Source organism: Streptomyces diastatochromogenes, assembly GCF_002242805.1.
GTDB lineage: Bacteria > Actinomycetota > Actinomycetes > Streptomycetales > Streptomycetaceae > Streptomyces > Streptomyces diastatochromogenes.
The window spans coordinates 796,263-816,507 of sequence record NZ_MCGQ01000007.1 but is presented as its reverse complement, the minus strand read 5'-3'; the positions used below and the strand labels follow the sequence as shown (position 1 = coordinate 816,507).

20 protein-coding genes are annotated in these 20,245 nt (G+C 70.0%); 16 read left to right on the top strand and 4 right to left on the bottom strand.

Annotated features, from left to right (window positions below; genetic code table 11):
• The first annotated feature begins 63 nt into the window (after positions 1-63).
• The 9 genes from BEK98_RS08335 (at position 64) to BEK98_RS08295 (ending at position 7,810) form a co-directional block, all read left to right on the top strand.
• Positions 64-708 carry an HAD family hydrolase gene (locus tag BEK98_RS08335; protein WP_094215712.1) on the top strand — a complete coding sequence of 215 codons (645 nt, stop codon included), beginning with the start codon at positions 64-66 and terminating at the stop codon, positions 706-708.
• 93 nt (positions 709-801) lie between these two features.
• Entirely contained in the window at positions 802-1,533 is a 732-nt protein-coding gene (locus BEK98_RS08330) for a VC0807 family protein (protein ID WP_094215711.1), read from the top strand.
• Positions 1,534-1,614: 81 nt separating this feature from the next.
• Complete coding sequence (locus tag BEK98_RS08325) at positions 1,615-2,823, top strand: MFS transporter (RefSeq protein ID WP_094215710.1); 1,209 nt, start codon at positions 1,615-1,617, stop codon at positions 2,821-2,823.
• Positions 2,774-3,946, top strand: a complete 1,173-nt coding sequence (locus BEK98_RS08320) for an acetoin utilization protein AcuC (protein ID WP_094215768.1) — start codon at positions 2,774-2,776, stop codon at positions 3,944-3,946. The genes BEK98_RS08325 and BEK98_RS08320 overlap by 50 nt, the downstream gene beginning before the upstream one ends.
• Before the next feature lie 116 nt (positions 3,947-4,062).
• On the top strand, positions 4,063-4,878 hold the full coding sequence (locus tag BEK98_RS08315; protein WP_094215709.1) for a phosphatase: 816 nt from the start codon (positions 4,063-4,065) through the stop codon (positions 4,876-4,878).
• A gap of 129 nt (positions 4,879-5,007) precedes the next feature.
• Complete coding sequence (locus tag BEK98_RS08310; protein WP_004984898.1) at positions 5,008-5,220, top strand: helix-turn-helix domain-containing protein; 213 nt, start codon at positions 5,008-5,010, stop codon at positions 5,218-5,220.
• A 133-nt stretch (positions 5,221-5,353) separates the two neighbouring features.
• The gene (locus BEK98_RS08305) at positions 5,354-5,452 is read left to right on the top strand and encodes a 30S ribosomal protein bS22 (RefSeq protein ID WP_003948845.1); all 99 of its coding nucleotides are present in this window, start codon (positions 5,354-5,356) and stop codon (positions 5,450-5,452) included.
• 226 nt (positions 5,453-5,678) lie between these two features.
• Positions 5,679-6,740 carry an NAD-dependent epimerase/dehydratase family protein gene (locus tag BEK98_RS08300; protein ID WP_094215708.1) on the top strand — a complete coding sequence of 354 codons (1,062 nt, stop codon included), beginning with the start codon at positions 5,679-5,681 and terminating at the stop codon, positions 6,738-6,740.
• 14 nt (positions 6,741-6,754) lie between these two features.
• On the top strand, positions 6,755-7,810 hold the full coding sequence (locus BEK98_RS08295; RefSeq protein ID WP_094215707.1) for a lysophospholipid acyltransferase family protein: 1,056 nt from the start codon (positions 6,755-6,757) through the stop codon (positions 7,808-7,810).
• An 88-nt stretch (positions 7,811-7,898) separates the two neighbouring features.
• Here the strand turns inward: BEK98_RS08295 and BEK98_RS08290 are convergent, their stop codons facing one another.
• The 3 genes from BEK98_RS08290 to BEK98_RS08280 form a co-directional block, all read right to left on the bottom strand.
• Positions 7,899-9,125, bottom strand: a complete 1,227-nt coding sequence (locus BEK98_RS08290) for a DUF5667 domain-containing protein (RefSeq protein WP_094215706.1) — start codon at positions 9,123-9,125, stop codon at positions 7,899-7,901.
• A 256-nt stretch (positions 9,126-9,381) separates the two neighbouring features.
• Positions 9,382-10,161: an ECF subfamily RNA polymerase sigma factor, BldN family gene (locus BEK98_RS08285; protein ID WP_094215705.1), complete on the bottom strand. Its 780-nt coding sequence runs from the start codon at positions 10,159-10,161 to the stop codon at positions 9,382-9,384.
• Positions 10,162-10,515: 354 nt separating this feature from the next.
• Complete coding sequence (locus BEK98_RS08280) at positions 10,516-11,463, bottom strand: HAD family hydrolase (protein ID WP_094215704.1); 948 nt, start codon at positions 11,461-11,463, stop codon at positions 10,516-10,518.
• A gap of 94 nt (positions 11,464-11,557) precedes the next feature.
• On the opposite strand from BEK98_RS08280, the gene BEK98_RS08275 reads away from it, so the two are divergent.
• The 5 genes from BEK98_RS08275 to BEK98_RS08255 all read left to right on the top strand — a co-directional run bounded on the left by BEK98_RS08275 (position 11,558) and on the right by BEK98_RS08255 (position 17,215).
• Positions 11,558-11,839, top strand: a complete 282-nt coding sequence (locus BEK98_RS08275; RefSeq protein ID WP_094215703.1) for a glutaredoxin family protein — start codon at positions 11,558-11,560, stop codon at positions 11,837-11,839.
• Between the two features lie 246 nt (positions 11,840-12,085).
• Positions 12,086-12,859, top strand: a complete 774-nt coding sequence (locus tag BEK98_RS08270) for a redox-sensing transcriptional repressor Rex (protein ID WP_094215702.1) — start codon at positions 12,086-12,088, stop codon at positions 12,857-12,859.
• Entirely contained in the window at positions 12,856-14,553 is a 1,698-nt protein-coding gene (locus tag BEK98_RS08265; RefSeq protein WP_094215701.1) for a glutamyl-tRNA reductase, read from the top strand. The genes BEK98_RS08270 and BEK98_RS08265 overlap by 4 nt, the downstream gene beginning before the upstream one ends.
• Positions 14,550-15,509: a hydroxymethylbilane synthase gene (gene hemC / locus BEK98_RS08260; protein ID WP_094215700.1), complete on the top strand. Its 960-nt coding sequence runs from the start codon at positions 14,550-14,552 to the stop codon at positions 15,507-15,509. The genes BEK98_RS08265 and hemC overlap by 4 nt, the downstream gene beginning before the upstream one ends.
• A complete protein-coding gene (locus BEK98_RS08255; RefSeq protein ID WP_094215699.1) occupies positions 15,506-17,215 on the top strand; it encodes a bifunctional uroporphyrinogen-III C-methyltransferase/uroporphyrinogen-III synthase in 1,710 nt (569 codons plus the stop codon). Before hemC ends, BEK98_RS08255 begins: the two co-directional genes overlap by 4 nt.
• Positions 17,216-17,296: 81 nt before the next feature.
• Here BEK98_RS08255 and BEK98_RS08250 read toward each other — a convergent pair whose 3' ends face one another.
• On the bottom strand, positions 17,297-18,289 hold the full coding sequence (locus tag BEK98_RS08250) for a phospholipase D-like domain-containing protein (RefSeq protein ID WP_094215698.1): 993 nt from the start codon (positions 18,287-18,289) through the stop codon (positions 17,297-17,299).
• A 276-nt stretch (positions 18,290-18,565) separates the two neighbouring features.
• Between BEK98_RS08250 and hemB the strand changes: the two genes are divergently transcribed.
• Entirely contained in the window at positions 18,566-19,558 is a 993-nt protein-coding gene (hemB, locus tag BEK98_RS08245) for a porphobilinogen synthase (protein WP_094215697.1), read from the top strand.
• Positions 19,559-19,822: 264 nt separating this feature from the next.
• Entirely contained in the window at positions 19,823-20,179 is a 357-nt protein-coding gene (locus BEK98_RS08240) for a DUF805 domain-containing protein (protein ID WP_094215696.1), read from the top strand.
• Positions 20,180-20,245 lie beyond the last annotated feature (66 nt).

Genomic DNA, 20,245 nt, shown 5'->3' with positions numbered 1-20,245 from the left:
GGAAAACCCCCGCATCGAAACATGCGGGGGTTTTCTGCGTTCGGGGTCCTTTAGGGTCGAGGCATGCGCTACGACCTGATCATCTTCGACAATGACGGTGTCCTCGTGGACAGTGAGCCGATCTCCAACCGGCTCCTGGCCGCCTATCTCACCGAGTTGGGGCACCCGACGTCGTACGAGGACTCCATCCGGGACTACATGGGGTCGGCGATGCACCGGATCCACGAGCTGGTCCTGGAGCGGACCGGGCGGCGGCTGCCCGAGGACTTCGACGATGTCTTCCATGCGCGGGTGTTCGCCGCGTTCGAGCGGGAGTTGAAGCCCGTGGCCGGCGTCGACGCTGTGCTGGAGAAGCTGGCCGGGGAGCAGGTGCCGTACTGCGTCGCCTCCTCCGGGAGCCATGAGCGGATTCGGGTGGGGCATCGGACGACCGGACTCGACCGGTGGTTCGCGGAGGAGAGGGTCTTCAGCTCGCAGGATGTGGGGCGTGGGAAGCCGGCGCCCGATCTCTTCCTGTACGCGGCCGAGCGGATGGGTGTGGCCCCGGAGCGCTGTGTGGTCGTGGAGGACTCTCCGCTGGGCGTGCAGGCGGCCGTGGCGGCCGGGATGGACGTCTACGGGTTCACTGCGATGACGCCGGCCGAGCGCCTCACGGGGGCGAACCAACTCTTCTCCAGCATGGGGGAGTTGGCTGACCTGCTGATATGACCCGAGCCATCGGCTCGGCGCTGACATTTGTCATGCGGACCTCTGGACGATCGTTTCTACTGGCGGACCCCCTCTGGCGGCGAAGCTGAGGGCATGACGAAGAACACGGGGATCCAGGGCCGGGGCAACGACCAGAAGCAGAGCCCGAGCGTGCTCGACAACTTCAAGCCGCTGCTCGTGGACGTGGCGGTGCCGCTCGGCTCGTACTACCTGTTCAAGGACGGCTTCGGGATGAGCACCTTCGCGGCGCTCGCCTGGAGCAGCGTGGTGCCGGCGGTGCGGACCGTCTGGGGCCTGGTGAAGGAGCGCAAGGCGAACGGACTGGCCGGGCTCATCCTGGTCGTCAACATCGTCTCGTTGCTGCTGAGCTTCGTCTCCGGCGACCCGCGGCTGATGCTCGCCAAGGACGGCGGGGTCAGCAGCACGGTCGCCATCGGGATCCTGGTGTCCGTCCGGCTCGGGAAGCCGATGATGACCGCCGGTATGAAGCCCTTCCTGGTGAAGGGGGACGCCGACAAGGAAGCTGCCTGGGAGCGGTTGATGTCCGGGGCGGCGGCCGGGTCCGCGGCCTTCCTGCGCAAGGAGCGGGCGTTCTCCGTCGTCTGGGGTGTGGCGCTGCTCGCCGAGTGCGTCGCGCGGGTCGTGGGCGCGTACACCGTCCCCGTGGACACCATGGTGTGGCTCGGCACGGTCTTCCTGATCGGTGCGATGGCGATCGCCTTCGTGGTCGGTGGCGGCCTGGCCGTCGAGCCGATGGAGAAGATGCTGGCCGCCGAGGTCGAGGCCGGTACGGCCGAGGCGCCCGCGGCCGCTGTTGCCGCCTGACCCTCCGCTCGGTAAAGCTGAAGGAAATTCATCTTTGGCTGGATCTACCCACAGGTAGCCCGGGGCCCTACGCTCGCCGCCATGACTGATGTGCTGCGGCGCGGTAGGGCCTCGCTGGCGTTCAGCTTCTTCGCGCAGGGCGCCACCTTCGCTCTGCTGGTTACGCGTATCCCGGCCATCCAGGACCGGTACGGCGTCTCCGACGCGCTGCTGCCGCTCTTCCTGGCCGCCGTACCGATCCTCGCCGGGGTCGGCAGCGTGACGACCGAGCAGCTGGTGAAGCGCGTACGGCCCAGCCGGCTGCTGCGCTGGTCCCAGCCGGTGGTGCTGCTGGCGCTGCTCGGGGTCGGGGCGGGCGGGGTGATGGGCGAGCTGGGGCTCGCGCTGGCCGCGTTCGGGCTGGCGGTGGGGGCGCTGGACGCCTCCATGAACATGCTCGGGGTGAGCCTGCAGCGCACGTACGGGCGCAGCATCATGCTGAGTTTCCATGCCGCCTACAGCCTGGGCGGGATCGTCGGGGCCTCGCTCGCCTGGGTCGGGGCGCACTGGCATCTCGCGCTGTGGGTGTCGTATCTGCCGGTGGTGGCCGTGCTGCTGCCGGCGACGCTGGTGGGGAGCCGCTGGTACGTCGACGGGGATCCGGCGCCCGTGGCCGAGGAACAGGGCGGTGGCACGGTCGTCTTCAAGCTGCTGCTGCCGCTGTGCCTGGTGATGACCTTCGCCTATATCGGGGACTCGACCGTCTCCAACTGGAGCGCCAAGTATCTGAAGGACGTGCTCGGGAGTTCGGAGCAGCTGGCGACGGTGCCGTACAACGTGTACATGGTGACCACGCTGCTGGGGCGGGCCATCGGGGACTTCGGGGTACGGCGGTTCGGGGCGGCCGCGGTCGTACGGCTCGGGGCGCTGGTGGCGGCCGGGGGGTTCGCGGTGGTGTCCGTGGCGCCGGACGCGTGGATCGGGATGCTCGGGTTCACCCTGCTGGGGCTGGGGCTGTGTGTGCTGGTGCCGCAGACGTTCGCGGCGGCGGGGCGGTTGTTCCCGGGGGCCTCGGATGCGGCGATCGCCCGGCTCAACATCTTCAACTACGTGGGGTTCCTGATCGGTTCGCCGTTGGTGGGGGCGCTCGGGGACGCCTGGAGCTATCGGGGCGCCATGCTCGTGCCGATGGTGTTGGTGCTGGTGACGATGGTGTACGCCAGGTCGTTCGCGGCTCAACCGGACCGATACGGTGGCGGGCATGAGCGGCCGCGCACAGCTGATGTGGGACGAGGCAGTAACGGGCTATGACTTCGGCCCGGACCATCCGATGGATCCGGTCCGGCTGGAGCTGACCCGGAAACTGGTGGGTGCCTTCGGGCTCGACCGGGAGATGGAGGTCGTCGCGGCGAAACCGGCCGGGGAGTCGACGCTGCGGCTGGTCCACCGGGAGGATTACATCCGCGCCGTGAAGGCCGCGTCGGCGCATCCCGGGTCGGCGCAGGGGGCGTACGGGCTCGGGACGATGGACGATCCCGCCTTCGCCGGGATGCACGAGGTGTCCGCGCTGATCGCGGGGCAGTCGGTGGGGGCCGCGGAGGCGGTGTGGCGGGGGGACGCGCTGCACGCCGTGAACTTCGCGGGTGGGCTGCATCATGCGATGCCGGGCGGTGCTTCGGGGTTCTGTATCTACAACGACGCGTCGCTGGCCATCGCCCGGTTGCTGGAGTTGGGGGCCGAGCGGGTCGCGTACGTGGATGTGGATGTGCATCACGGGGACGGGGTGCAGGCCGCGTTCTGGGAGGATCCGCGGGTTCTGACGATCTCGCTGCACGAGCATCCTCGTACGTTGTTCCCGCAGACCGGGTGGCCGGAGGAGACCGGGGCCGGGGCGGGCGAGGGGGCCGCCGTGAACGTGGCGCTGCCGGCGGGGACCGGGGACGCGGGGTGGGTGCGGGCGTTTCATGCGGTGGTGCCGGAGCTGCTCGCGGAGTTCCGGCCGCAGGTGATCGTTTCGCAGCACGGGGCCGATACGCACTTCGAGGATCCGTTGGCGCACCTTGCCGTGTCGTTGGACGCGCAGCGGGCTGTGCAGGTGGCTTGTCATGAGTTGGCGCATGAGTACGCGGACGGGAAGTGGGTCGCGCTGGGGGGTGGCGGGTACGCGGTGGTGGAGGTGGTGCCGCGGTCCTGGACGCATCTGGTGGGGATCGCCGCGGGGCGGGAGGTCGCTCCTGAGGCGGTGATTCCTGAGGGGTGGCGGCAGGAGGTGTTCGCTCGGACTCGGCAGTTGGCTCCGCAGCGGATGACTGATGGGCGGTGGCCGGTGTCCTTTGCTTCCTGGGAGTCGGGGTACGACCCTGCTGATCGGCTGGATCAGGCTGTGCTGGCTACTCGGCGGGCTGTGTTTCCTTTGCGGGGCTTGCTGCCGTGAGCGACCAGGGGGCTCCGCCGCCTGGACCCCCGTTTCCAAGCATCCCGTTACGCCAACCGTGCGGTGTTCCCCCGTTTCCCTCCCGGCGTCACCCCCGATGAGTCACCATCGCACCCGTGTTGACCGCCGATGCCCTCCGTGCGCATCTGCTGGCTGTTCGGATGGCCGGGGAGGTGGCCACCTCCCGGGAGGACAGTCTTCGTAGTTATCGGCTCTTCGCTGCTCGGGATCCGCGGGTGTTGATCGGGATCGATCCCGAATGGTCCTGGGGGCAGGGGGAGTTGCTGGCTCTGATGGCCGAGAAGTGCGGGGTGTCGGCCGATCCCCGGCATACGTCGGGGCCGGATGTGATCGATCCGGAGCGGACGCTCGCCGCGCTGGACGCCTTCGCGGAGCGGATCCGGAGCGTGGTCGGGCGGGGTGCGCCGGTGCTGCTCGGGACCGGGCATCCGCATCGGCTGCTCGGGTTCTACGGCGGCTTGGCGGACGCTCTGTCGGCGGCGGGGTGTGAGGTGCTCACCCCTGCGCAGGGTCGCTGTGTCGACATATTGACCCGGTTCGGTCTACGTACGTATCACCTGGACTACGTACGAGGTGTTGCCTTGGTGCGAGAACCGGAGGCCGAGCGCCCCGGTTGTGAGCCGGGCGTCCACAGTCATTCGCCGCTCCCGGTTCGGGTCGCCCTGGCGGCCGCCGCCGACGCCGGCGGGCCGCTGCCCGAGCTGGTCATCGGTGACCATGGCTGGGTCTGCGGTGCAGGTCAGCTGGGGTTTGAGGCCATTGGTCTGGCGGATACGGATGATCCCGCGCTCTTTGTGGGGGAGGCGGAGGGGGTCGTGTCCGTCGCCGTTCCGGTTGATGACGCTGTGCGGTCTGATTACTACCGGCCGCTTACCCGCTACGTACTCAATCGAGCGTGTCTGTCACAGTAGGCCGCCGATGGGTGCACCTCTTCCCCACTCGCATCACCCGCCCCTACATTGGGGAGTGAGCACGCAACGACGAAGAGTCACCGGAAGGGGAAGCCGGTGGCCGTCGAGTGCGGAAGGTTCAGGTGTGTCATGGCTGCAGCTGGCGAGAGGCCTCTGAACGAGGTTCAGTTCCTTACCGTGGCGGAGGTTGCCTCGGTGATGCGAGTGTCGAAGATGACCGTGTACCGGCTGGTGCACAGCGGTCATCTGCCCGCGATCCGGGTGGGGCGTTCGTTCCGTGTCCCGGAGCAAGCGGTACACGAGTACCTTCGCGAGAGTTATGTGGGGGTGGAGACAGCCTGACGAAGCCTCCGGTAACCCCGGAGGACCCCTCGATTACGACCTCGGCGCTCGGACGGGTAGGCTAGCCCCTCGTAGGTCGTGTGGGCCCATGGCGCCCAAACAACCGAGTGATGAGAAGTGAGCGAGGGTAGTCGTGGGCTCTGTTATCAAGAAGCGGCGCAAGCGGATGGCCAAGAAGAAGCACCGCAAGCTGCTCAAGCGCACGCGCGTTCAGCGCCGCAACAAGAAGTAAGCGGCGCCGCGAGAGCGCGTCCCTGTGGCCTCCCGTCCGGAAGGGCGGGGGGCCACAGGCATGTCCGGGGGTGCTCGGTCACACCCGGGGTACTCGGTTCAGCGGTACTCGGCATATTCCGATTAGGGAATTTCCGTCACCTCGTGCATCGGGCGGTCATCACAGCGCAACATCGACCCGCTAGGTTGGCCGTACACGGGGCAACGCGGGAAGGAAGGCGCTGATCTTGGGGAAGGTCGTGCTCGTCACCGGAGTGGCCCGGCAGCTGGGCGGCCGGTTCGTGCGGCGGATCCAGCGGGACCCCGAGGTGGATCGGGTGATCGCCGTGGACGCGGTGCCGCCGGCGCACCATCTGGGCGGGGCCGACTTCATCCAGGCCGACATCAGGCAGTCCACCATCGCCCGGGTGCTCGCCGAGACGGGCGCCGACACGGTCGTCCACATGGACGTGACCGGCACCGCGCTGGGCGGCGGCAGCCGGGCCACGGTCAAGGAGACCAACGTCATCGGCACCATGCAGCTGCTGGGCGCCTGCCAGAAGTCGCCGACCGTGCAGCGGCTGGTGGTGAAGTCCAGTACGAACGTGTACGGGTCCGCGCCGCGGGATCCCGCCGTGTTCACCGAGACGATGCCGCCCAAGTCGCTGCCGAGCGGCGGGTTCGCGAAGGACGCGGTGGAGGTCGAGGGGTATGTGCGCGGGTTCGCCCGGCGGCGGCCGGATGTCGCCGTGTGCGTGCTGCGCTTCGCCAACATCCTCGGGCCGACCGCGGACACCCCGCTCGCCTCGTACTTCGCGCTGCCGGTCCTGCCGACCGTGTTCGGCTACGACCCCCGGCTGCAGTTCGTGCACGAGGACGACGTCATCGAGGTGCTGCGGATCGCCTCCCACGAGCCGCGCCGGGGGACCCTGAACAGCGGCACCTTCAACATCGCCGGCGACGGCGTGCTGCTGCTCTCGCAGTGCTCGCGACGGCTTGGGCGGCCCATCGTGCCGCTGCTGCTGCCCGCGGTCACCTGGGCCGGTTCCCTGGTGCGTACGCTGGGCATGACGGACTTCTCGCCGGAGCAGATCCGGTTGCTCACCCACGGCCGGGTGGTGGCCACGGACCAGATGCGCGAGACGCTGGGCTTCACGCCCAAGTACACGACGGCGGAGACGTTCGCGGACTTCGCGCGCGGCCAGGGACCCGGGCTGCTGCCGCCGGAGGCCCTCGTGGGGGCCGTCGACCGGATCGCCGCGCTGGCCGCGAAGGGCAGCGGGCACCTCCCGACGCAGAGCGCCAACTGAGGAGCGCAGCAACGATGGCGGACGCCAAGGTCATTCCGTTCGACGACGACCGGTCCCGCGGGGGCACTGCCCAGCGGCCGTCGCGCCGCCGGAGCGCGGGCAGCAGGCGCGGCGCGGTCGGTGAACCCGCGCCGGTCCGGGAGGTCCAGCCCCTGCCCACCAGGGCCGTTGTGCAGGATGATGTCTCTGTGACCGGGGAGGAACAGCCGCCTGCCGGGCCGCGGCACGACGGTGGGCTCGAACGGCGCCTCGCGAGCGGCCTGGCCTTTCTGCGCCGCCGGCTCACCGGGGACTACGAGATCGACGACTTCGGCTACGACGAGGAGCTGACCGACCAGGTCCTGATGTCGCTGCTGCGGCCGGTGTACGAGAAGTACTTCCGGGTCGAGGTGAAGGGCATCGAGAACATCCCGGCCGAGGGCGGGGCGCTGATCGTCGCCAACCACTCCGGGACGCTGCCGCTGGACGGCCTGATGATGCAGGTCGCCGTGCACGACAACCACCCGGCCGACCGGCATCTACGGCTCCTGGCGGCCGATCTCGTCTTCGTCCTGCCCGTGGTCAACGAACTCGCCCGCAAGCTGGGGCACACCCTCGCCTGCGCGGAGGACGCCGAACGGCTGCTGGGGCAGGGGGAGCTGGTCGGGGTGATGCCGGAGGGCTTCAAGGGCATCGGGAAGCCGTTCAGCGAGCGCTACAAGCTCCAGCGGTTCGGCCGGGGCGGTTTCGTCTCCACGGCGCTGCGGCAGGGCGCGCCGATCATCCCGTGCTCGATCGTCGGGGCCGAGGAGATCTACCCGATGATCGGCAACTCCAAGACCCTCGCCCGGGTGCTGGGCTTCCCGTACTTCCCGCTGACGCCGACGTTCCCGTGGCTGGGCCCGCTCGGGGCGATCCCGCTGCCCACCAAGTGGACGATCCAGTTCGGCGAGCCGATCCCGACGGAGGGTTATCCGCCGGAGGCGGCCGAGGATCCGATGCTGATGTTCAACCTGACCGACCAGGTGCGAGAGCAGATCCAGCACACGCTTTACAAGTTGCTGGTGCAGCGGCGGTCGGTGTTCTTCTGACCGGCTCCTGCTGACGCTCACCGACACTCGTACGGCGACGGGGCACCCCTGCTCGGAAAGGGGTGCCCCGTCGCCGTGTCCCGCGGCGCTAGCTCGCGTCCTCGCCGTCGATGCCCAGGCCGGGCAGCAGGCCCGGGAGGAGCGGAGGCAGGGTGACGTCCGGCTCGGTCACCGGGGGCTTGGTGGTGGACGGGGTGCCGCCGTCGTCGCCGATCTTCGGCGGGTCGAGCAGGCCGCCCGTGTCACCCCCGATCAGGCCGCCCCCGCTGGTGCCCGTGGCCGAGCCGCTGGGGCTGCCGGAGCCCGTGTGCTTGCCGGAGGTGGGGGTGTTGCCGGAGCTGGGTGCGGTCGCGCGGTGAGTGCCGGAGGAACCGGTCGATGCCGAGCCGGAGCCCTGTCGGGCGCCTCCGCCGGTCTGGGCGGGCGGAGGCGGGAGCAGGGACTGCAGCGGGGCGACCTCTTCGTCTATGGCTTCGAACACCGACGACACCTGCTGTTTGACGTCTCCCAGCTGCACGGGCAGCTTGTTGCTCAGCAGGCTCCAGGCCTCGCGGTGCGACCGGGAGAAGGTGTCCAGGGCCTGGATGGGGCCCAGGGACTCCGGGTCGCGTTCATAGGCCGCGTGCAGCAGGCGGTGGCCTTCGGTCACGTCGTGCTGCATGCCGGACAGGGTGCGGCGGATCTCGCCGATGGACTCGTGGTCGAGGTGGCCACCCCGGCCGCGCTCCATCAGCCGACGGGCCTCGTTCAGCCGGGTGGAGGCCTGGTCGAGGTAGGTCTGGCCGCGCTCGTCGTCCCCGTCGCTCAGGTAGTTGAGTTTGATGTCCTCGATGCCGCGTTTGAGTCCGTACAGCGAGTCGCCGGGCAGGGCGTCGGAACTCGCGGCGGCGACCCCGCCGAAGGCCCCGGCGGCCACGCCGACGCTGAGCCCGCCCGCGGCGAGCCCCTTGGTCAGCCTCGAACGCGGGCGCAGCTTGCCCAGCGGGCTCGCCCGGTGCGCACCCCGGCCGCGGCTGCGCTGCTCGGGCACCGACGCTTCCGCCGCCCCGGTCCCCTCCTGGAGCATGGCCTCCATCGCGGCCACCAGCTGGGCGCGCTGGACGACCTTGACCTCGGGGTCGAGCTTGGGCCTGGGCAGTGCGCCGAGGCCCGCCGCGAGGGCCAACAGGTCGCCCTGCTCGGTGCGTTCCTCGGTGGTCGGCGGCGGACCCGCCGCCGCTGCGGACTGCTCGGCCGCCGTGTCCCGGTCGGACTGCTCCTCCAGGGCCTGGGCGAAGGCGTTCGCCCGCCGGTGGGCCGATACGTTCGCGATCACTGGCGGCACCTCCTCTCGTCATCACCGTCGACTCCCCAGGGGGTCCTGAGGGTTGCACGCCCACGACCACTTCCACACGATCGAGTGATCAGGGTCGGCCGGGACGTGACCACAGGGAGCCTGTATCCCGCACAACGAGCGGCTCGGCACTTGGGTTACGGACGGCTGATGATCGGGTCAGAAAGGCAACGTGCTTTCACGGAACGTGAGTTGGGTGTCGCCCACCGTTGCCCTGAGTGGCCGTCGGCAGCGGGTGTCAGCGGGCGTCGTCCGGGAGGAGCCGGGCGAGGGTGCGCACGGCCCGGTACTGGAGGGTCTTGATGGCGCCCTCGTTCTTGCCCATCACGCGGGCGGTCTCGGCGACCGAGAGGCCCTGGAGGAAGCGGAGCGTCACGCACTCCTGCTGCTGGGGGTTGAGCCGGCGTACGGCGTCGAGGAGCGCGGCGTTGGAGAGGGACTCCAGGACGGAGTCCTCCGGGGAGCGCTCGACCTCGTTGGCGTCGAGCATCTCGCCGGTGGTGACCTCCAGGCGGAACCGGCTGGACTTGAAGTGGTCCGCCACGAGGTTCCGGGCGATCGTCACCAGCCAGGCGCCGAAGTCGCGGCCCTGCCAGGTGAAGGTGCCGATCCTTCTGAGCGCCCGCAGAAAGGTCTCACTGGTCAGGTCCTCGGCGGTCGCCTTGCCGCCCACCCGGTAGTAGATGTACCGGTACACGGTGTCGCTGTACTGGTCGTAGAGGCGGCCGAAGGCCTCGGCCTCTCCTCCCTGGGCGCGCTCGACGAGGTCCATCATCCGGGCGCTGTCACTGTCGGCGGCCGGCCGGCGGGCGGTGGCGGCGCCGGACGTGCGGCCGCGTCTGCCGACCGCTGCGCTGCTCTCGGCCAGTGCGTAGCACGGGCCGGCGGGTGCGGCGGTGGCGAAGGCGGGGACGGCGTACGCGGTGGGGACTAGGCCGCGCAGCGTCTCTTTGACCGCCGCGACTGTTGCGCGCAGCGTAGCCAGGCCCGAGGCGTCAACCCCGACGTGTGGGTACACGGGACTCCCAGAGGCAGAGCTTCCATCACGTGCAGTACGGGACCGTTCACCCGTCGTAGCGACGGAGGGGTACCGGTTTGCGTCTGAGGAGAATAACGCTTCGTGCAGGCACTGCTACACCGAGTTGCTCAAATCATCGATTGCGTCGCTTCTGTAACCGATTGGCGACCCTTCAAGTGCCGCAGAGTGATCGGTTGTTGATCGGAAAAGGGTGGGTTTCGGCGAAGTGGGGGGCGTGTTGGGAAAGGGCGGGCATAATCCGGCGGCAGACGACACGTTTCGGCATCGGTGGGCACATGACAGATGAACCCGTGCCGCTGGGCGGCACGGGTTCATCTGTGATCTGGGTGAGCGTTACCGACGACGCCGGCTCAGGGCGATCGCTGCCGCGGTGCCACCGGCAACCGCTCCGACGCCCGCCGCCGCCGGGATGCCCACCTTCGCCGCCTTGCGGCCCGTGCGGTAGTCGCGCAGGCGCCAGTCCTTCTCGCGGGCGTGTTTGCGGAGTTTGGTGTCGGGGTTGATCGCGTAGGGGTGGCCGACCAGGGACAGCATGGGGATGTCGTTGTGGCTGTCGCTGTAGGCGGCGCAGCGGGAGAGGTCGAGGCCTTCCGCCGCGGCCAGGGCTCGTACCGCCTCCGCCTTGGCCGGGCCGTGCAGTGGTTCGCCCACCAGCTTGCCCGTGTAGACGCCGTCGACCGACTCCGCCACCGTGCCGAGCGCGCCCGTCAGGCCGAGGCGGCGGGCGATGACCTGGGCGATCTCGACGGGGGCCGCCGTGACCAGCCACACCTTCTGGCCCGCGTCCAGGTGGGCCTGGGCGAGGGCCCGGGTGCCCGGCCAGATGCGGTCGGCCATGTACTCGTCGTAGATCTCCTCGCCGATCGTCTCCAGTTCGGCGACGCGGTGGCCCTTGACGATGGAGAGGGCGGAGTCGCGGGCTTCCTGCATGTGCTCGGGGTCCTCGACGCCGGCCAGCCGGAACCAGGCCTGCTGCCAGGCGAACCTCGCCAGGTCGCGGGTCTCGAAGAACTTCCGCTTGTACAGGCCCCGTCCGAAGTGGAACAGCGCGGCGCCCTGCATCACGGTGTTGTCGAGGTCGAAGAAGGCGGCGGCCCGGTCGTCGCCGATCACCGGGAACTCCGGTTCCTGCTCGGCGGCCTGTGCGGCCTGCGCGACCTGTGCGGCCTCCTGCGCTTCCTGCGAGGACTTGCGGGCGGCCTCCGCCGAGGCCTCGCCTGCCAACACGCTCCGCGCCGTGGCGGAGCGCCTACGGGGAGTGAGCCATCCGAGAGCGGCCATGGCGTGAGCATAGCCAGTTTGTTCGGTGGTTCCGGAGTCGAGAGGTTGGAAGGGTGTGAACTCTCCGCGTCCGCGTCGTTAAAGAAGCGCGAGAATGGCCGACATGAGTCCCCTCTTCCGGCGTAAGGCCGCCCCTCAGGAGCGATTGGTCACGCTCATCCGCAAGTCCGGCTGCCATCTGTGCGACGACGCGCAGGTGGTGATCGAGAAGGTCTGCGGCGAACTCGGCGTCCCGTGGGAACAGAAGGACATCACCGAGGACCGGCAGCTCCACGACCAGTACTGGGAGCAGATCCCCGTCGTCCTCGTCGACGGCCGGCAGCACACCTTCTGGCGGGTGGACGAGGGCCGTCTCCGCAAGGAACTGACCGAGTAGTACAAGACCGTGCGGAACGTCCCTTAGGATCGACGGCGGTTTGGTCTCGGGGGCGGGATTCACGAGGAGTGTGTCGGTTTTGCCCCCAGGAAGGGCCCAGCGATGACGCGCGTGACCCCGGTCACGTTGGCCGGGCAAATCGGACACCATCTTTGTGCACGCGTTCACAAAGACATAGCCTGCTGTCGACGGGGCGGTCTGGGGACGTATGACCGCCTGCAGCCCCGCTCTACCCGCAGGAGCACCGTGGCAACTGGCCGAACACACCGACCGGCGACCCGTAGCCGAGGGATTCCCGAGGCCACCGTCGCCCGGCTTCCGCTGTACCTCCGAGCCCTGACCGCACTGTCGGAGCGCTCGGTACCCACGGTCTCCTCCGAGGAACTGGCCGCGGCGGCGGGGGTCAACTCCGCCAAGCTGCGCAAGGACTTCTCGTACCTGGGCTCCTACGGAACGCGCGGTGTCGGCTACGACGTGGAGTATCTCGTCTACCAGATCTCCCGTGAACTCGGCCTGACCCAGGACTGGCCGGTTGTCATCGTCGGTATCGGTAACCTCGGCGCCGCCCTGGCCAACTACGGCGGCTTCGCCTCCCGTGGCTTCCGGGTCGCCGCGCTGATCGACGCCGACCCGGCGATGGCCGGAAAGCCGGTCGCGGGCATCCCCGTCCAGCACACCGACGACCTCGAGAAGATCATCAGCGACAACGGGGTCTCCATCGGCGTCATCGCCACCCCGGCCGGTGCCGCCCAGCAGGTCTGCGACCGGCTCGTGGCCGCCGGGGTGACCTCCATCCTGAACTTCGCGCCGACCGTGCTGTCCGTCCCGGACGGCGTCGACGTGCGCAAGGTCGACCTCTCCATCGAGCTGCAGATCCTCGCCTTCCACGAGCAGCGCAAGGCCGGCGAGGAGAGCGCCGAGGGCGGCCCGCTGCCCGCGGCCGCCTCCCGGGGCGCGGCCGCCGACGATTCCGCCGACCAGGGGCCCGACGGGGACGTACCCGCCGTGATGCCGGCATGAGTCTCCTCGTCGTAGGGCTGAGCCACCGCAGCGCCCCGGTCAGCGTGCTGGAGCGGGCCGCGCTGAGCGCGGACGCCCAGGTCAAGCTGCTCCAGGACACGGTCGCCGCCGAGCCCGCCACCGAGGCCGCGGTGCTCGCCACCTGCAACCGCATCGAGCTGTACGCCGACGTGGACAAGTTCCACGCCGGTGTCGCCGAGCTGTCCACGCTGCTCGCCCAGCACAGCGGGGTCGGCCTCGAGGAACTGACTCCGTATCTCTACGTGCACTACGAGGACCGGGCCGTCCACCACCTGTTCTCGGTGGCCTGCGGCCTTGACTCGATGGTCGTCGGCGAGGGGCAGATCCTCGGGCAGATCAAGGACTCCCTGGCCCGCGCCCAAGAGCTGCACACCGCCGGCAAGCTGCTGAACGACCTGTTCCAGCAGTCCCTGCGGGTCGGCAAGCGGGCCCACTCCGAGACCGGCATCGACCGGGCCGGCCAGTCCCTGGTCACCTTCGGCCTGGAGCAGCTGGCCGCGGGCGGCGACGTCCAGGAGTGGGCAGCGGGCAGGAAGGCGCTGGTCATCGGCGCCGGGTCGATGTCGTCCCTGGCCGCCGCCACGCTCGCGCGGGCCGGCGTGGCCGAGATCGTCGTCGCCAACCGCACCTTCGAGCGCGCCGAGCGCCTCGCACAGATCCTCGCCGAGGGCGACGAGACGGCGGTGACCGCCCGCGCGGTACGGATGGATGCCGTGCCGGGCGAGCTGACACGTGCCGACGTCGTCGTCTCCTGCACCGGGGCGACGGGCCTGGTCCTGACGGCCGAGTCGGTCGCGCAGGCGGTCGAGGGCCGCACCGGGGAGCCGGTGGCCGACCTCGCCGACAGCGCCCGTACGACCGTGAAGGCCCCGCTGCCGGCCGCCGGCGTCGGCACCGAGGAGAACTGCCCGCTGGACCTGGCCGCCGTACAGGGCGCGACCGGCTTCTCCGTGCTCGGCGAGGCCGCCGTGGCCGGGATGAACGCGGCCACCCTGGAGCAGCACGCGGCCTGGGTCGACAACGGGACCGTGGACCGGCGCTCCGTGGGCCGCGGCCCCGAGGCCGATGCCAAGCTGATCAGCGCGCTCGCCGCGACCGCGGCCACCGTCGGCCGTATCCCCGAGCGCCGCAAGCCGGAACCGGTCGCCGTGATCCCGCGCCCGGCCCCGGCCGTGTTCCTCCTCGACCTCGCCATGCCCCGCGACATCGACGCGGCCGTGCACCGGCTGACCGGGGTACGCCTGGTCGACATCGAGTCCCTCGCCGAGGCCTCCGCCGACGCGCCGATGGCGGCCGACGTGGACCAGGTCCGGCGTATCGTCTCCGACGAGGTCGCGGCCTTCGGCGCGGCACAGCGGGCGGCGCACATCACGCCGACCGTGGTCGCGCTGCGCACCATGGCCGCCGACGTCGTCGCCGGTGAGATCGCGCGGCTCGACGGCCGCCTGCCCGACCTGGACGAACGCCAGCGCGGCGAGATCCGGCAGGCCGTGCACCGGGTCGTCGACAAGCTGCTGCACGCGCCGACCGTACGGGTCAAGCAGCTCGCGGCCGAGCCCGGCGGCACCGGGTACGCGGACGCGCTGCGCACCCTGTTCGACCTCGACCCCGAGACGGTGGCCGCCGTCTCCCGGGCCGAGGACAGCACAGACAAGAAGGACCGACCGGCATGACTGAGAGAGCACTGCGGCTCGGGACCAGGCGGAGCAAGCTCGCCATGGCCCAGTCCGGGCAGGTGGCGGAAGCCGTGAGCCGGGTGACCGGCCGGCCCGTCGAGCTGGTCGAGATCACCACGTACGGCGATGTCTCCCGCGAGGCGCTCGCGCAGATCGGCGGCACCGGTGTGTTCGTCACGGCGCTGCGCGACGCGCTGCTGAAGGGCGAGGTGGACTTCGCGGTTCATTCGCTCAAGGACCTGCCGACCACGCAGCCCGAGGAGCTGGTCCTGGCCGCCGTTCCGGTGCGCGAGGACCCGCGGGACGTGATCGTCGCGCGTGATGCCCTCAAGTTCACCGACCTGCCCCGCGGGGCCCGCATCGGTACCGGCTCGCCCCGCCGCATGGCGCAGCTGAACGCGTACGCGCGCGCCCACGGCCTGGACATAGAGACGGTCGCGATCCGCGGCAACGTCGACACGCGGATCGGATACGTCCGCGACGGCGAACTCGACGCCGTCGTACTGGCCGCCGCCGGACTGAACCGGATCGGCCGGATCGACGAGGTGACCGACTTCCTGTCGGTCGACACGGTTTTGCCCGCCCCCGGCCAGGGGGCCCTGGCGATCGAGTGTGCCGCGGACAACGCGGACCTGATCGCGGCGCTCGGCGAACTCGACGACCCGCTCACCCGGGCCGCCGTCACCGCCGAACGGTCACTGCTCGCCGCCCTGGAGGCCGGCTGCAGCGCCCCTGTGGGCGCGCTGGCCGACCTCCTGGCCGACGGGCAGATTGTCAAGGAAATGCGCCTGCGTGGCGTCGTCGGCACGACCGACGGCACCCGCATGGTGCAGCTGTCCACCACCGGTCCCGTGCCCCAGACGCATGAGCAGGCGATGGCACTCGGTCGCGAACTCGCCACCGAGATGCTCGCCCAGGGCGCGGCCGGTCTGATGGGGGAGCGAGCACAGTGAGCCCCACCACCCTTCCCGCCGGTCCGGAACACGGGCACGTCACCTTCCTCGGTGCCGGACCCGGGGATCCGGGACTGCTGACTCTGCGCGCGGTAGAAGCGCTGTCGAACGCGGACGTCCTGATCGCCGAGCACGACGTGCTCGACGTGATCCGGGCGCACGCCCGACAGGGTGTCTCCGTCGTGCCGATGGACGCGGACTCCTCCTCGGTGTCGCCGCCGGGCACCGGCACGCCACAGCTCACGGTCGTTGACGGCACGTCAACAACCGCCGCTGCTCCGGCCGCTGCCCGGGATGCCGCTCATCTTGTCATGGAGGCTGCGCGGGGCGGCAGGCGGGTCGTCCGTGCGGTGTCCGGGGACCCGGGACTTGATACGTACGCGGCCGAGGAAATGCTCGCCTGCGCCGCCGCCGGTGTGTCCTTCGAGGTCGTACCGGGTGTGGCGGCCGCGGTCGGCGTGCCGGCGTACGCCGGTGTGCCGCTGCGGGACGCGCAGGGCGCGGACGTCCGGTTCGTGGACGCCCGTACCGCCTCCGGCCGGTGCTGGACGGAGGTGGGCGCCTCCGACGGCACGGTGGTCGTGTCGACGACGCTGGACTCGGTGGCCGCGGCGGCGGGTGAGCTGGTGTCCGCGGGCCGTAAGCCGGACACCCCGATGACGGTGACGGTCGCCGGTACGACGACTCGTCAGCGCACCTGGACCGCGACCCTCGGCACGATCGCGCAGACGCTGAAGCAGGCGAAGGTGCTGCCGTCGCCGGACGGCGGCCGGCCGGTGATAGCCGTGGTCGGCGAGCGTTCCGCCGCCGCCCAGCGCGACCAGTTGTCGTGGTTCGAGTCCAAGCCGCTGTTCGGCTGGAAGGTGCTCGTGCCGCGCACGAAGGAGCAGGCGGTATCGCTCTCCGACCAGCTGCGGTCCTACGGCGCCGTACCGCACGAGGTGCCGACGATCGCCGTCGAGCCGCCGCGGACGCCCCAGCAGATGGAGCGGGCCGTGAAGGGGCTCGTGACCGGGCGGTACGAGTGGATCGCCTTCACCTCGGTGAACGCGGTCAAGGCCGTGCGGGAGAAGTTCGAGGAGTACGGGCTCGACGCTCGTGCCTTCGCGGGCATCAAGGTGGCCGCGGTGGGTGAGCAGACGGCCAAGGCGCTGGTCGACTTCGGTGTGAAGCCGGATCTGGTGCCCTCGGGGGAGCAGTCGGCCGCGGGTCTGCTGGAGGACTGGCCGCCGTACGACCCGGTCTTCGACCCGATCGACCGGGTGTTCCTTCCCCGTGCCGACATCGCCACCGAGACGCTGGTCGCCGGGCTCATCGAGCTGGGCTGGGAGGTCGACGACGTCACGGCCTACCGGACGGTGCGGGCCTCGCCGCCGCCGGCGGAGACGCGGGAGGCGATCAAGGGGGGTGGCTTCGACGCCGTTCTCTTCACGTCGTCCTCGACTGTCCGGAACCTGGTGGGTATCGCGGGCAAGCCGCACAACGTGACCGTGATCGCGTGCATCGGTCCGGCTACGGCCAAGACCGCCGAGGAGCACGGTCTGCGGGTCGATGTCATGGCTCCGGAGCCGTCGGTGCTGAAGCTGGCGGAGGCGTTGGCCGACTTCGGGCTGAAGCGGAGGGCTGCCGCCTTGGAGGCAGGGGATCCGGTGACTCGGCCGAGCGAGCGCCGGCCGGGGGCTCGGCGGCGTCGTACGACGACCTGAGGTACCAGGGGGCTCCGCCCCCCTGGACCCCGTTCGCCCACCCCCACTCGGGGGGTGGGCTACGGGAGTGCGCTCAGACCGCTACGCCGGTGTGCCTCCCGCGTAGTCGCTGTTGAACGTCGTCTCGATGGTGGAGGCCACCGGCTGGGCCACGCCCGTGCCGGTCAGGATGATGCCCAGCTCCCTGTTGTTGCTCAGGGAGTTGCTGCTGATGTTCATGGAGCCGGCCTCCACCTCCTGCGTGGACAGGCCGTAGTCGCCGACCATCGCCTTGGCGTGGATGTAGAAGCCGTTGGGGTCGGAGTAGCCGACCACCTTGCCGCCCGCGGACTTGATGGCGGAGACCTGGCTGGAGTAGCTGGAGGGGTTCTCCAGGACCACCCGTACCGCGACGCCCGCCTTGGCCCGGGCCACGATGGCGTTGACCACCGTGCTGTCGCTCAGCTCCAGTTCCTCCACGTCGAGGGTCTTCGTGGCGGCGTTGATGAAGGACACCAGGCGGTTGCGGGAGTCCGTGGGGGACCAGAGCAGATGGTCGCCGTCGGTCGGGGTGATGGACGTCGCCGTGTAGTCCGCGTTGAAGACCTTCTCGATCGACGCCACGTCCCTCGTGTCGTCGTCGAAGACGCCGTAGTCACGGCTGGTCGTGTAGTACTGGGACGTCAGGTTCCCGGTCATGATCAGGGACTTGGTGCCGTCCACCGTGATCGTCTTCTGGTGGGTGTAGACGAAGGCGGACGAGGACCAGACCACGCCCACGCCCGCGTTCTTCAGGGCCGTGTACGCCGAGTTGTTGGCGCTCTGGTGCTGGCGGTCCAGGATGACCCGGACCGTGACGCCCTTGTTCTCCAGGGCTATGAGGTCGTTGACGGCCGTCGTGTCCTCCAGCTCGTACATGGTCATGTCGAGCGTGCTGGTGGCCGAGTTGACGAAGTCGTAGATGGTGGGCTGGCTGCCGCTCTGGGAGAAGGCGAACGCGGAGTAGCTCGCGGCGTTCGCGGGGACGGCGGTGGCGACGACGGCGGCGCCGGCCGCCAGGGCGACGCCCGCGCGGCCGAGGACCTTCCACAGCATGCGTGACTCCTGGTTGGGGAGAGGGAACTCACGGTGGGGGGAGTGGCGAGGGCATGACACCACGCGCGTAGAACGCTGGGGAGTCGCGCGGATCGAGGGAGGGCCAGGAGAGCGCAAAGACTTCGTATGACGCGGAGTTGCCCGGGCGGGACGAAGCCGACCGTCGTTGCTCGGCGGCACTACACGTCCAGAGCGCAGGCTCCTGCTGCAGACCCTTAGGTCAGGTCGACAAGCCGTCGGCAAGAGGAGCCCTCGCCCGGGCGTAGCGTAGAAGCCATGACGAAGTACGGATCCTTTCCCGGTACGCGTCCCCGGCGGCTGCGCACCTCGCCCGTCATGCGGCGGATGGTCGCCGAGACGCGGCTGCATCCCGCCGACTTCATCCTTCCGGCGTTCGTTCGCGAGGGCGTCAGCGAGCCCGTGCCGATCGCGGCCATGCCCGGGGTCGTCCAGCACACCCGCGACAGCCTGAAGAAGGCAGCCGCGGAGGCGGTGGAGGCCGGGGTCTCCGGGATCATGCTGTTCGGCGTGCCGGAGGAGAGCAAGAAGGACGGGCTCGGGACGCCGGGGACCGATCCGGACGGGATCCTTCAGGTCGCCATCCGCGATGTGCGGGCCGAGGTCGGGGACGACCTGCTCGTCATGTCCGACCTGTGCCTGGACGAGACCACCGACCACGGGCACTGCGGGGTCCTGGACGCGCAGGGGCGGGTCGACAACGACGCCACCCTGGAGCGGTACGCCGAGATGGCCCAGGTGCAGGCCGACGCCGGAGCCCATGTGGTCGGCCCCAGCGGGATGATGGACGGCCAGATCGGCGTCGTCCGCGACGCGCTGGACCAGATCGGCCGCGAGGACGTCGCCATCCTCGCCTACACCGCCAAGTACTCCTCCGCCTTCTACGGCCCGTTCCGCGAGGCCGTCGGCTCCTCGCTGCAGGGCGACCGGAAGACGTACCAGCAGGACCCCGCCAACTGGCGCGAGTCCCTGCGGGAGCTGGAGCTGGACCTGGCCGAGGGCGCCGACATGGTGATGGTCAAGCCGGCCGGACCGTACCTCGACATCCTGGCCCGGGTCGCCGACAGCGTGGACGTACCCGTCGCCGCCTACCAGATCTCCGGCGAGTACTCGATGATCGAGGCCGCCGCCGAGAAGGGCTGGATCGACCGCGACCGGGCCATCTTCGAGACCCTGACCGGCATCAAGCGGGCCGGGGCGCGGAACATCCTCACCTACTGGGCCACCGAGGCGGCGCAGAAGCTGCGCTGACGGACACGGTTGGAGATCGTTCCGGTACCGGAAGGGCGGCGGACCGGACTCGGTGCGTTCTCGGTTCGACAACGGAACGAACGCGGTTCCGGGAACGGTTGGCGACCATTCCCGGAACCGTGAACGATCATGGGGCGGTTCATCCCGAATACGAGCTTCGGGGCCTGCTCCCATGTGAATGACGCGCTCGCGTCAGACCCCTAATCTCTGCGCCTGGCCTGATCCGTTCCGGAGGGTCCGAACGTCGATCCCTGGGGGGACGTCATGAGCTGGTTCATCGAGGCGCTGAAGAAGTACGCGGTATTCGGCGGGCGTGCGCGCCGCAAGGAGTACTGGCTGTTCATGCTGTTCGCGTGGCTCGTCTACGTCGTGCTGGCGACCATCGGGGCCGCGGCCCACGCGCCCTACATCGTGGGCATCGCCGTGGTCGCGTTCCTGCTGCCGGCCCTGGGCGTGACGGTGCGCCGACTGCACGACACCGGCCGCTCCGGCTGGTGGATCCTCATCGGGATCATTCCGCTGGTCGGCCCCATCGTGCTGCTGGTCTTCTACTGCTCGGACAGCGAGGCGGGCGCGAACAAGTACGGCCCGAACCCGAAGGAAGTCCCGGCGTTCGCGTAACGCCCCGCGCGTCGCCGTCCGTCGTCCGGGGTCCGCACGTCGAGGCCGCCCGGGCCGTTGCCCGGG